Origin of the sequence: Blautia sp. MCC269 (genome assembly GCF_018785655.1) — a bacterium.
In the GTDB taxonomy this organism is placed as follows: domain Bacteria; phylum Bacillota; class Clostridia; order Lachnospirales; family Lachnospiraceae; genus Blautia_A.
The window spans coordinates 115,574-128,779 of sequence record NZ_WQQE01000010.1 but is presented as its reverse complement, the minus strand read 5'-3'; the positions used below and the strand labels follow the sequence as shown (position 1 = coordinate 128,779).

Here is a 13,206-nt window from a genome sequence, read left to right as displayed (position 1 = left end):
ATGCAGGGAAAAATAATCAAAGGTATTGCCGGATTCTACTATGTATATGCAGAAGACGGCAATACATACGAATGCAGAGCAAAAGGCATTTTCCGAAAAGATAAATTCAAGCCCCTGGTAGGGGATAATGTAGACATTGCAGTTCTGGATGAAAAAGAGCTGGAAGGCAGTGTGACAGAGATTCATAAGCGGAAGAATTCTCTGATCCGCCCGGCAGTAGCCAACGTAGATCAGGCGCTTGTAATCTTTGCCATGGATAACCCCAAACCTAATTTCATGCTTCTGGACCGTTTCCTCATTATGATGGAACGGGAAGATGTTCCGGCGGTTATCTGTTTCAACAAAAAAGACCTGGCAACGGAAGAAGAGCTGGAGTTTCTCTGTGAAACTTACCAGAGCTGTGGTTATCAGGTAATTCTGTCAAGTGCCCTGAAAGGGGAAGGCCTTGGCGAGATTGAGGAAGTGCTTCAGGGCAAAACAACGGTTGTTGCAGGTCCTTCCGGTGTTGGGAAATCTTCCCTTACCAATTCCCTTCAGGAAGAGGTAGAGATGGAGACCGGTGAGATCAGCCGTAAGCTGAAGCGTGGAAAACATACTACCCGCCATGCACAGATTATACCGGTAGCGCAGGATACGTTTCTTGTGGATACGCCAGGATTTTCCTCCTTATATATTGAAAATATGGAGGAACAGGAACTGAAGGATTATTTTCCGGAGTTCCGGAAATATGAAGGACAGTGCCGTTTCCAGGGCTGCCGTCATATACATGAACCGGGCTGCGCCGTTAAGGAAGCCCTTGAGAACAATGAGATCAGCAGACTCCGTTATGAAGACTATCTGGAGCTGCATCAGGAATTAAAAGAGAAAAGGAGATACTGAGTCATGGAATACCGATTGTGCCCGTCGATTTTATCAGCAGATTTTAACCGACTGGGAGAACAGATTAAAATTCTCGAAAGAGAAGGTGTTGAATATCTGCATATTGATGTTATGGATGGAGATTTTGTTCCGAGTATTTCGTTTGGAATGCCGGTGATCAAATCAATCCGGAAAGAATCCAACATGTTTTTCGACGTACATTTGATGGTAACAGAACCGGAAAGATATATTCGCGATTTTGTAGAGTGTGGAGCAGATTCCATTACCGTACATGCGGAGGCATGTGAGGATCTGGAGCGTACGCTGGAGCAGATTAAAGCTTCCGGTGTAAAAGCGGCAGTTTCCATTAAACCATCCACACCGGTAAATGACATCAGCCATCTTCTCGAAGATGTGGATATGGTGCTCGTGATGACCGTTCAGCCGGGCTTTGGCGGACAGAAATATATGGATGAGTGTACAGAGAAGATTCAGGAGCTCCGTGAACTGATCGATGAGGAAGATCTGGATGTTGACATTCAGGTAGACGGTGGCATCAATGATGATACCCTGGAAACCGTTATGCGTGCAGGAGCCAATTTTATGGTAGCCGGTTCCTGGGTATTTAAGGGAGATGTGGCAGCCAATGTAAGACATATCACAGAGCGGATTCACGATATCAAAGAAAAGCTGGACTGAAAATGATTGATACAGTAATAATTAGCGGGGGCAATATCCAGGATGGTTTTGCCCTCGGTTTTTTGAAAAAAAGAATAGAAGAAGGCCAAAGAGAAAGCCTTGCCCTTGTTGCCGCAGATAAAGGCATGGAATGGTTCATGAGAAACCGGGAATTTACTCCGGATCTTGCAGTGGGAGATTTTGACAGTCTTTCTGAAGAAGGGGAAGCCTACATGGAAAGCCTGAAGGATCTTGAGATTGTCAGGCTGAAGCCGGAAAAAGATGATTCCGATACACAGTCTGCCGTGAATCATATGATCCGTGAAGGGGCAAAAGAAATCCTGATTTTTGGTGCCACCGGAACAAGGCTAGATCATGTACTGGCCAATCTTGGACTACTTTCCATGGGAAAAGAACAGGGAGTACAGATTGTTCTTGCAGATCAGTGGAATTATATTACTCTGGTTGAAAGTGGAACCGTGCTGAAAAAAGAGGAGCAGTTTGGAAAATATGTTTCTTTTTTCTCTGTAGGAGGAGATGTAGCCGGATTGTCCCTGAAAGGATTTAAGTATCCGTTGAACCGGTATCATCTCACCGTTGCGGACAGTGGACTGACTGTCAGCAATGAGATTACAGAGGAAACGGCTGAAATTACCTATGACAGTGGTCAGCTTCTGATGATTATGTCCAGGGATTAAAGCATTGGCTGTTACGGCACAGAGAATCCGGTGGGCGGCAGTCCCGGGTTGCGGATTCCGGTTGTGTGTGGTAAGATGGGAACAGCAAAATGGCTGAAAATGCTGTGAAATCAATACATTTAAAGGAGAAATATAGAGAAATGAAACTTGGAATTGTAGGTCTTCCTAATGTGGGAAAAAGTACATTATTTAATTCACTGACAAAGGCCGGCGCAGAGTCAGCAAACTATCCGTTCTGTACCATTGATCCGAACGTAGGCGTTGTAACCGTACCGGACGAGAGACTGAATCTTCTCGGTGATTTTTACAAATCAAAAAAAGTAACACCTGCAGTGATTGAATTTGTGGATATTGCAGGTCTTGTAAAGGGTGCATCCAAAGGTGAGGGACTTGGAAACCAGTTTCTCGCAAATATCCGTGAGGTAGATGCCATTGTTCATGTAGTACGTTGTTTTGAGGATTCCAATGTTGTCCATGTAGATGGAAACATTGATCCGCTTCGTGATATTGAGACCATTAACCTGGAGCTTGTTTTCTCAGATCTTGAGATCCTTGAGAGAAGAATTGCAAAGGTTACCAAGACTGCACGTATGGATAAGGAAGCAGCCAAAGAGCTTACATTCCTCGAAAAAGTAAAGGCACATCTGGAAGACGGCCAGCTTGCAATTACTCTTGAGACAGAGAATGAGGATGAGGATGCATGGCTTGCAACTTACAATCTTCTTACTGCTAAGCCGGTTATTTATGCTGCCAATGTTGCGGAAGACGATATTGCAGATGACGGTGCAAATAATGCACATGTACAGGCTGTACGTGAGTATGCGTCCAAACAGAACAGTGAGGTATTTGTAATCTGTGCACAGATCGAGGAAGAGATTTCCGAGCTGGACGAGGATGAGAGAAAGATGTTCCTGGAAGACCTGGGACTGACAGAATCCGGTCTTGAGAAGCTGGTACGTGCAAGTTATCATCTTCTTGGCCTTATGAGTTTCCTGACAGCAGGAGAGGACGAGACAAGAGCATGGACGATCAAGATCGGAACCAAGGCACCTCAGGCAGCCGGTAAGATCCACACAGACTTTGAACGTGGCTTTATCAAGGCAGAGGTTGTAAACTATCAGGATCTTCTGGACTGCGGTTCCTATGCAGGCGCCAGAGAGAAAGGTCTTGTAAGAATGGAAGGAAAAGATTACGTTGTACAGGATGGAGATGTGATCTTATTCCGCTTTAATGTATAACAGGTGATTTTATGGATATGTCAATTCGCTTTCCCGGATTGAAACTGATATTGGATTATGTTCCGAAATCCTTTGAAATCTTTGGATTCGAGATCACGATTTATGGTGTTCTGATTGCGGTCGGAATGCTTCTTGGAATCTTTTTTGTGGTACTGGAAGCAAGGAGAAATCATGAAGAGCCGGATGCTTATCTGGATCTGGCTATCATAACACTGATTACAGGGGTGATCGGAGCAAGGCTTCTGTATGCTGCTTTTTCGTGGAGCCTTTATAAGAATGATCCCGGACAGATTCTGAATGTGCGCTCAGGAGGCATGCTTTTTTATGGCGGTCTTCTCGGCGGAGTGCTGGGTGGTATCGTCTATTGCAGGATACGTAAAAAATCATTCTGGAAAATGGCAGATCTTGCCTGTATGGGAATTCTGATCGGGCAGATCATAGGAAAGTGGGGAAGCTTTTTTAACAGAGAGTCCTTTGGGGAATATGTGGATAATATTCTTTCCATGCAGCTTCCACTGACTGCGGTAAGGGCCGGAGAAGTGACGACCACAATGCGTGAGAATCTCCAGATGGTAGATGGAGTATCCTGCATTCTGGTGCAGCCGCTGTTTCTTTATGAAAGTCTCTGGTGTCTTCTGGTGCTTATGCTGCTTATGATGCACCTTCGCAGGAGAGTATTTCAGGGAGAAATTTTTCTGAGATATCTTGCTGGTTACGGACTTGGAAGATTTGTGATCCAGTGGATGCGTACAGATAAAGTATTTTTTCCGGGAACGGAGATTGATGTTTCATTAGTGATTTCAGGTGTGCTTTTTGTCCTGTGTACAGTGATTGTTACTGTAAAGATTGTGATGGCGAAGAAGCGTGCCCGGGTACGAAAGAGAAGAATCGAAAAAGATTACCAGGCAGAGCAACAGGCCGCAGAACAAAGAAAAAATGCAACAGAGAATCTGGAAACAGAAACTGTACAGGGAGAAAAATATGAGTCAGAACAAAATACAAATACAGCAGAACCAGGAGACTCTCCGGAAAGCATCCCTTCTGCAGCAATTGCAGGAGGAACGGAAGAATCTGGACAGCCAGATCAGAAGCAGGAGCGATCTTCTGAAGAATCTGGAAGCCAGTCAGAGAGTTGACCGCATTCTGGAGTTATATTATCAGTGCTGAGGATATAGCTGAAAAAATAAACACGGATCTGTGTGAAAACCTGAAGGTTCAGGGGCATACAGATCCGTGTTTTTTTAGTACATTTTCCGGAAGTCCAGAGGTGTTGTGCCGGTAATTTTTCGGAACATGGCAATAAAATGGCTGGAATCGGAAAAGCCGGAGGCGCAGGCAACATCCTGAATTTTCATATCCGGTTTGGAAAGAAGCAGCTCCCTGGCACGGCTGATGCGGTACATGGTAACGTATTCATAGACAGAACAGCCAAGAAAACGCTGGAACAGACGGGAAAGATACTGCGTGGATACAAAGACACTCTGACTGAGTTCGGCAGCGGTGATGTCCTGCTGATAACGGGTTTCAATTTCTTTTATTACGGGAACAACATATCTCTGGTAAAGAGGGTTATCCTGAATTTTCGGAGAAGCGGCGCAGTCCATAAAATTCATGAGAAGATTATAGCAGTCCGAGGAGAGCGATTTCATATTCGGGGTTGGTTCGTGGTATTTTCGAAGGGAATAAGAAATCAGTTTCCGGATATTTAAGCCCTGCTCTTTCGGGATGAGGATGACGTCCTGATTATCGGTCATGGATGGGATGCTGCCGGCGAGAGTTCCGGTAAATGTGGCAAACATGGTAATCCATGAAGTAGATTCCCGGTGATAGGAGTGGGGAACGGAAGGTGCAATGAGGATGCCTTCGTTGGCACCCAGAGTGTAGTGCTTTCCATTTACTTCGATGCGGCCGGTTCCTTTTTCTGTCTGAAGATAATGATAGTATGGGTATCCGTCCGGCCGGTTTATGGTATCCTGGTTCCAGTGATTTCCGAGAGATTCGAACATAAACGGAGCACTGACAGGAGTATTTCTGAAATAAATTGACATATGCTTCACCTGTTTCTAAATGTTATATATTTTGGCGAAACATATTATACCATAATCTGTAAGTTTATACTATAATAATGTACAGACAGAAACGAAGTTACGAAAATACAACTGTAAAACACAGCATTTCAGGAAATTCAGACAATATTTACCGGGATACAAAAGCCGGACAGGAGGAAAACATGAAAAAATTTGATTATTCTCTGGTGAAAGACCCACAGTATTTCTGTGACGGAAGAATGGAAGCACATTCTGACCATATGTATTATCGCAGTGAGGAAGAACGGGAAGATGAGGAAACTTCCTATCGCCACAGCCTCAACGGACTTTGGAAATTCCACTATGCGAGAAATTATGCAAGTACAGTTGCAGGATTTGAGGAGGACTCATATTCCTGCAAAGACTGGGAAGATATTTATGTGCCGGCCCATATCCAGATGGAAGGATATGATGCACCACAGTATGCCAATGTCCAGTATCCATGGGAAGGTCACGAGGAACTTCACCCGGGACAGATCCCGGAGCGTTTTAACCCGGTGGGAAGCTATGTGAAATATTTCCATGTGCCGGAAAACATGAAAGGAAAAAGAGTATTTATCTCCTTCCAGGGAGCAGAAAGCGGACTGGCTTTGTGGCTCAACGGAACTTTTGTGGGATACAGTGAAGATTCTTTTACCCCTTCAGAATTTGAGCTTACAGAGTATCTGAAAGAGGGCGAGAACAAACTGGCAGCCCAGGTATTCAAATGGACAGCCAGCAGCTGGTGCGAAGATCAGGACTTTTTCCGTTTTTCAGGAATTTACAGAGATGTTTATCTTTATACCGTGCCGGAGGTTCATGTCTATGACCTGCAGATCCGTTCAATCCCGGATGAGACCCTCAAAAAAGCAAGCCTTGAGATTGTGACAAAAACCTGGGGAAAAGTAAAAATGAAACTTACACTTTCCAGAAAAGGCGAGATCCTTTTGCAGGATGAAAAAGCTCTGGACGGTGAAGATACCTGTACATGGGAAATTTTGAATCCTCTGCTCTGGAGTGCGGAAGAACCGAATCTTTATGACCTTGACATGGAAGTGTATGATGAGAACGGAATGCTCCAGGAGATTATTCCGGAAAAAGTTGGTTTCCGCCGCTTTGAAATGAAAGACGGCATTATGACCCTCAACGGAAAACGTATTGTGTTCAAAGGTGTGAACCGTCACGAGTTCAGTTCCGTCACAGGAAGACACGTATCCCGTGAGGAACTGATCCAGGATATTGTGACTATGAAGCAGAACAACATCAATGCCATCCGTACCTGCCATTATCCGGATGCCTCTCCGATCTACCGCCTCTGTGATGAGTACGGCCTTTATATGATCGCGGAAAACAATCTGGAATCCCATGGTTCCTGGGATGTGGCCGAACTTACCGGAGATTACACAGATATTGTTCCTCACAATAAACCGGAATGGCTTGGTATGATGCTGGATCGTGTAAATTCCATGTACCAGCGTGACAAAAACCACCCGGCAATCCTGATCTGGTCCTGTGGAAATGAGTCCTTTGGTGGAAAAGATATCTTTGAGATGTCCGAATTTTACCGCAAGAATGATCCTACAAGACTTGTGCATTATGAGGGACTTTTCCATGACAGAAGCTACAATGCCACCAGCGACATGGAAAGTCAGATGTATCCGTCTGTAGAAGCAATTAAGGATTTCCTTGCAAAAGATGACAGTAAGCCGTTTATCTGCTGCGAGTACACCCATGCAATGGGAAATTCCTGTGGCGCAATGCATAAATATACAGATCTTACTGACGCAGAACCGAAATATCAGGGTGGTTTCATCTGGGATTACATTGACCAGTCCATTTACAAAAAAGACCGCTACGGAAAAGAATTCCAGGCATACGGCGGTGATTTCGGTGAGCGTCCGACGGACTATAATTTCAGTGGAAACGGTATTGCATACGGCGGCGACAGAACTCCGTCCCCGAAGATGCAGGAGGTCAAATTCAATTACCAGAATATCACTGCAGAAGTAACAGAAGATGCTGTAAAAGTTATCAACAAAAATCTGTTTGTAAATACCGATACGCTCCGATGCGAAGTGACTCTTGCAAAGAATGGACATGTCCTCCGTACAGAGACACTGGAGACATCCGTAGAACCGTTAAGCGAAAAAACATACCCACTTCCTTTTGGAAAACAGCAGCGTCCAGGCGAATATACAGTGACCGTATCCTTCCTTCTCAGAGAAAAAACACTCTGGGCAGAGGCTGGACATGAGGTTGCGTTTGGACAGTATGTTTACAGTGTAGAAGGAGCGGAAAAAGCTCCGGTTTCCGGTGTGGAGATTGTGAGAAGCCTTCATAACATCGGCGTTCGCGGAGAGAATTTTGAGGTGATGTTCTCTGTTCTCAATGGTGGCCTGGTTTCGTATAAATATGCAGGAAGAGAAATGCTCGAGGCAATTCCGAAGCCGAATTTCTGGAGAGCACCTACAGATAATGACTGTGGAAATCAGATGCCAATGCGTTATGCACAGTGGAAAATTGCCAGCATGTACGCAAGCCACAAAGAGTTCCGCAAGGGAATGTATGGTCCGTCCAACGCTCCGGAGACAACTGTTCATGACAACAGCGTGGAGGTCGCTTTTACCTACATCATGCCGACTACGCCGGTCAGTGAGTGCCGTCTTGCCTACGAAGTATTCGGAGACGGAAGAGTAAAAACTACCCTGACCTATGATCCGGTAAAAGAACTGGGGGATATGCCGGAGTTTGGTGTACTCTTTAAATTCAACGCAGATTATGACCATGTGAAGTGGTATGGACTTGGACCTGTGGAAACTTATGCTGACCGCAAACATGGTGCAAAACTTGGCATCTATGAGAATCTGGTAACAGACAATCTGGCACGTTACCTGGTACCGCAGGAATGTGGCAGCAAAGAAGGCGTACGCTGGGCAAAAATCACAGACAGAAAGGGCAGGGGAATGCTCTTTGAGATGGACGAGAAAAACGGCCCGATGATGTTCTCAGCACTTCCATATACCCCTCATGAAATGGAAAATGCCATGCATCCGTATGAACTTCCGGAAATTCATTATACCGTTGTCCGTGCTGCAAAAGCACAGATGGGTGTGGGAGGAGATGACAGCTGGGGCTCCTATACTCACCCGGAATATCTTCTTGACACCAATGAAAAAATGGAATTTTCCTTTGTATTCAAAGGTCTTTAAAATGTCATAAAAAGACACTGCAGAAACCAGAAAAAAGCTTCCGGAATTTTCCCGGAAGCTTTTTTATTTCATAATAATGCACAGAAAATATACATGTTGAAAAAAAACCTGTGGATATTTCATGAAAAGAAAAAAAACTTGGATATGCACTTGTTTTTTCATGGTAAATAGTTTAGAATGATTACATAAGTGGTAGAAAGTGGTGAATAGTGGTAGCGAATGGGGCTGAGTGGCAGAACACACCATTTGCACCCTGGAAACACGAAGGGGAGAATCGTGTTTCACGAGAGTAGGTGGGTTTCATGTTCATGGGCGAGTATAATCATACGATCGACGCGAAGGGGCGTCTGATCATCCCATCCAGGTTCAGGGATCTCTTAGGGGAAGAGTTCGTACTGACCAGAGGGCTCGATGGTTGCCTTTCCATTTATCCTATGGATGAATGGGCTGCCTTTGAAGAGAAACTCCGAGCATTACCACTTACAAATAAAGACGCAAGAACCTTTTCACGTTTCTTTGTAGCCGGAGCTACAACATGCCAACTGGATAAGCAGGGGAGAATTCTGGTGCCGCAGACGCTGCGCCAATTCGCTGGTCTGGAGAAGGATGTGGTGCTTACGGGTAATCTGAACCGGATTGAGGTCTGGAGCAAGGAGAAGTGGAGCGAGAACTGCAATTATGATGACATGGACAGCATTGCGGAGAGCATGCAGAACATTGGAATCGTCATTTGAGCATAGCGCAGGTAGAAATCCCACAGGAGATGGATATGGAATTTAAACATAAATCTGTATTACTCGATGAGACCATTGACGGCTTAAGGGTAAAGCCGGATGGAATCTATGTGGATGGCACTTTAGGAGGAGCGGGACACGCCACAGAGGTGTGTAAGAAACTTTCTGCCAAGGGGAGATTTATTGGCATAGATCAAGACCAGGATGCGATAATTGCTGCGAGTGAACGGCTGTCAGCCTTTAATCAGGTGACAATCATTCGCAGCAATTATTGTTACATGGCAGATGAGTTAAGATCCCGTGGCATTGAAAAAGTGGACGGGATCCTGCTGGATTTAGGAGTGTCATCTTATCAGCTGGATAATGAAGAGAGAGGTTTTTCCTACAGGTATGATTCTCCTCTGGACATGCGAATGGACAGAAGGCAGAGCCGTACAGCCGGAGATATTGTCAACGGTTATGAAGAACGGGAACTTTATCGGATTATCCGCGATTACGGCGAGGATAAATTCGCCAAGAATATAGCGAAGCACATCGTGGCTGCCAGAGCGCAGGCACCAATTCAGACAACCGGGGAACTGACAGAAATTATAAGGGGAGCGATCCCCATGAAAGTACAGGCTACAGGAGGACATCCGGCCAAGAGGACTTTTCAGGCGATACGTATTGAGCTGAACAGAGAGCTTGACGTACTCCGTGATTCTCTGGACGGAATGATCGATCTTCTGGATGACGGAGGAAGGATCTGTATTATCACATTCCATTCTCTGGAAGACAGAATCGTAAAAACGATTTTCCGCAAAAATGAAAATCCATGTACCTGTCCGCCGGATTTTCCGGTTTGTGTATGCGGAAAGAAATCAAAAGGTAAAGTGATCACAAGGAAACCCATCCTTCCCAGTGAACAGGAGATGGAAGAGAATCCGAGATCAAAAAGTGCGAAGCTTCGTATTTTTGAACGTAAGCTGTAAAAGAGTTTTTTTAGATGGAAGGTAGGCAAATGGCGAAGACAGGAAGAGGGACTACAGCCAGAAGAAATCGGAATACCGTCAGGAACAGCAGAGAAATGTATGTTCAGGGAAATGCGGTAAAAAGGTTACAGGAAGTTCCTCGGAGAACTGATCTGCACGATGTACAGGAAAGGCGTCGGCTGGCCCAGGAGAGAAAACAGAAATCCGCAGTTCCGGTGACACCTGCGAAGCAGGCTGTGAACAGGAGGACACAGCGGAACAGAGAGAAAGCGATGGCCATGAATAAAGGTTTCGTTCTGTTTCTCACTGCGGTTTCCATTGCAGTATTATTTACCTGTATCAATTATCTGCAGGTAAAATCAGAAATCACGGCGAGTATGAAAAATGTTGCAAATCTGGAATCTGAGCTTGCACAGCTGAGGGAAGATAACGATGCATATTACAGTCAGGTTACTTCTGATGTTGATATCAGCGAGATCAAGAAAAAGGCAATCGGTGAGCTTGGGATGAAATATCCTTCTGAGGATCAGATACAGACATATGTTACCGAGGGTAACAGCTATGTGAGACAGTATCAGGATGTAGATTCGCACAAGTAACAGATGTACAGTTTTTTGAGCAGGTGATCGATTGAGTACAAGAAGGCGCAGGCCGGTAAAAAAAATTAATAAGAATATGAAAAAAAAGCTGGCAGTACTATTTTCTTTAGTGGTGTTGGCTTTAGTTGGTTTGGTGGCAAGAATTACCTATATTAATGCCACAAGCGGAAGCAAATACAGAAAACAGGTGCTGAGTCAGGCACAGCAGAAATATGAAAATCAGACACTCCCCGCCAAAAGGGGAGATATTTATGACCGGAATGGAAATATTCTGGCAACAAGCAACAAGGTCTATAATGTAATTCTTGACTGTCTGGAAGTCAACAAGGATGAGGACTCTGTGGAGCCGACCATCAAGGCTCTTGTGGAAGTACTTGGCCTGGATGAGGAGGAGATGCGTAAGCTTCTCAACGATGACAGCACAAAGAGCAGTCAGTATCAGATTGTCAAGAAACAGATCTCCATGGATGATAAGAAAGCCTTTGAGAGCTATGAGAATCCGGGGGATGACAGTGAGCTGAGCGCCGCTCAGAAGAAAGAGCGTTCCAAGGTCACAGGAGTATGGTTTGAGGAGGATTACTTAAGATCTTATCCGTTCAACGAAACAGCCTGTGACACCATTGGTTTTACACTTTCCAGAGATGTGGCAGATGCAGGTCTGGAGGGCTATTACAATGCAACGCTTGCCGGTGTTGACGGAAGACAGTATGGATACATCAACAACAATTCTGATGTGGAGCAGACGATCATAGAGCCCACCGACGGAAAAAGCATAGAAACTTCCCTTGACCTGGGGCTTCAGCAGATTGTGGAGAAGTATGTAAATACTTTTGAAGAAAAAATGGGAGCCAAGAATGTCGGTGTCATTATCGAAGATCCAAAAACAGGAGAAATTCTGGCCATGGATGGTGGTGACCGTTACGATCTGAATAATCCGAGAGACCTTTCCAACGTTTATTCCGAGAGTGAGATTGCGGCCATGAACGATGAGGAAACCGTAGATGCCCTGAACGGAATGTGGAGTAATTTCTGTGTGACAGACGCATACGAACCGGGATCAGTAGTAAAGCCCATTGTTATGAGTTCTGCTCTTGAGATGGGAGCCATTTCCGAGACAGATAATTTTGTCTGCGACGGAGGACAGTCCTTTGGTGCGGAAGGAGCTACGACATTTATTAAATGCGCGGTATGGCCCGATGCCCATGGAACAGAAACACTTTCCGATGTTATTGCCAATTCCTGTAACGATGGTATGATGCAGATCGCGGCGAAAATGGGAAAAGATAATTTCCTCAAAACGCAGAGTACGTTCAACTTCGGAACAAGAACCGGTATTGACCTTCCGAATGAGGGAAGCGGTGTAATCCACACCAGCGAGACCATGGGAGAGACAGAGCTTGCATGTTCCGCATTTGGACAGGGATATACGCTGACGATGATCCAGGAGATCAACGCCATGTGTTCCGTTATCAATGGTGGATATTATTATCAGCCACATCTGGTAACCAGGATCAAAGACAGCAGTGGTGGAATTGCGAAGACGATTTCTCCGACTCTGATGAAACAGACCATTTCCGAGAAGATATCCGCAGATATCCGCTCCTATATGGCAGCCAGTGTAGATCACGGTACCAGCCGTACTTCTAAGGTTCAGGGCTACAGCTCCGGTGGTAAAACCGGTACAGCCGAGAAGCTTCCGCGAGGCAATGGCAAATATCTGGTATCTTTTATCGGCTTCGCGCCGGTGGATGATCCGGCTCTTGTAATTTACGTAGTTGTAGATGAGCCGAATGTAGAGGATCAGGCAAGCAGTACTTATGCACAGTATATTGCCCAGGGAATCCTTTCTGAAGCGCTTCCGTATCTGAATGTACAGCCGGATGAGGCTGAGGACGGTGAAGTTCCGACGACAGAACTGTGGGATATCTTTAAGGGTATCAGTGATTCCGCAACAGGATCTGCCACAGACGGACAGAAGGAAGCAATCTCCAATGAGGATGTTCCAAGTCCGCCGGAAGATGATTCTGAGGACGAAGATACCGAAGACAACAATGATATGCAGAGTGATGGCCTTACCAATGAAGAGGCCGGCCTGGAATAAGATTTCGAATACCCTCTCAGGGAAATGTCATATATTACAATGACAATCTCTGAG

11 protein-coding genes are annotated in these 13,206 nt (G+C 45.3%); 10 read left to right on the top strand and 1 reads right to left on the bottom strand.

The window, feature by feature from the left end; translation table 11 throughout:
• From rsgA to lgt, 5 genes are all read left to right on the top strand, one after another.
• The gene (rsgA, locus tag GPK88_RS04045) at nucleotides 1-879 is read left to right on the top strand and encodes a ribosome small subunit-dependent GTPase A (protein ID WP_148448527.1); all 879 of its coding nucleotides are present in this window, start codon (nucleotides 1-3) and stop codon (nucleotides 877-879) included.
• Between the two features lie 3 nt (nucleotides 880-882).
• The gene (gene rpe / locus GPK88_RS04040) at nucleotides 883-1,557 is read left to right on the top strand and encodes a ribulose-phosphate 3-epimerase (protein WP_173762429.1); all 675 of its coding nucleotides are present in this window, start codon (nucleotides 883-885) and stop codon (nucleotides 1,555-1,557) included.
• A 62-nt stretch (nucleotides 1,558-1,619) separates the two neighbouring features.
• Complete coding sequence (locus GPK88_RS04035) at nucleotides 1,620-2,234, top strand: thiamine diphosphokinase (protein ID WP_252197676.1); 615 nt, start codon at nucleotides 1,620-1,622, stop codon at nucleotides 2,232-2,234.
• Nucleotides 2,235-2,374: 140 nt separating this feature from the next.
• Entirely contained in the window at nucleotides 2,375-3,472 is a 1,098-nt protein-coding gene (gene ychF / locus GPK88_RS04030; protein WP_021977889.1) for a redox-regulated ATPase YchF, read from the top strand.
• Nucleotides 3,473-3,483: 11 nt separating this feature from the next.
• Nucleotides 3,484-4,608, top strand: coding sequence for a prolipoprotein diacylglyceryl transferase (gene lgt / locus GPK88_RS04025; protein ID WP_148448533.1), 1,125 nt, complete (start codon nucleotides 3,484-3,486; stop codon nucleotides 4,606-4,608).
• Nucleotides 4,609-4,713: 105 nt separating this feature from the next.
• On the opposite strand, the gene GPK88_RS04020 is transcribed toward lgt, so the two are convergent.
• Nucleotides 4,714-5,520: a helix-turn-helix domain-containing protein gene (locus GPK88_RS04020; RefSeq protein WP_148448534.1), complete on the bottom strand. Its 807-nt coding sequence runs from the start codon at nucleotides 5,518-5,520 to the stop codon at nucleotides 4,714-4,716.
• A gap of 182 nt (nucleotides 5,521-5,702) precedes the next feature.
• Here GPK88_RS04020 and lacZ point away from each other — a divergent pair, with 182 nt between their 5' ends.
• The 5 genes from lacZ to GPK88_RS03995 all read left to right on the top strand — a co-directional run bounded on the left by lacZ (nucleotide 5,703) and on the right by GPK88_RS03995 (nucleotide 13,152).
• A complete protein-coding gene (gene lacZ / locus GPK88_RS04015) occupies nucleotides 5,703-8,747 on the top strand; it encodes a beta-galactosidase, LacZ type (protein WP_195567466.1) in 3,045 nt (1,014 codons plus the stop codon).
• Nucleotides 8,748-9,049: 302 nt separating this feature from the next.
• Nucleotides 9,050-9,481, top strand: coding sequence for a division/cell wall cluster transcriptional repressor MraZ (mraZ, locus tag GPK88_RS04010; RefSeq protein ID WP_148448538.1), 432 nt, complete (start codon nucleotides 9,050-9,052; stop codon nucleotides 9,479-9,481).
• Between the two features lie 35 nt (nucleotides 9,482-9,516).
• A complete protein-coding gene (rsmH, locus tag GPK88_RS04005) occupies nucleotides 9,517-10,452 on the top strand; it encodes a 16S rRNA (cytosine(1402)-N(4))-methyltransferase RsmH (protein ID WP_148448540.1) in 936 nt (311 codons plus the stop codon).
• 29 nt (nucleotides 10,453-10,481) lie between these two features.
• Nucleotides 10,482-11,051, top strand: coding sequence for a hypothetical protein (locus tag GPK88_RS04000; RefSeq protein ID WP_173762432.1), 570 nt, complete (start codon nucleotides 10,482-10,484; stop codon nucleotides 11,049-11,051).
• A gap of 112 nt (nucleotides 11,052-11,163) precedes the next feature.
• Nucleotides 11,164-13,152 (top strand): peptidoglycan D,D-transpeptidase FtsI family protein, encoded by a 1,989-nt coding sequence (locus tag GPK88_RS03995; protein ID WP_334300482.1) that lies wholly within the window; start codon nucleotides 11,164-11,166, stop codon nucleotides 13,150-13,152.
• Nucleotides 13,153-13,206: the final 54 nt, after the last annotated feature.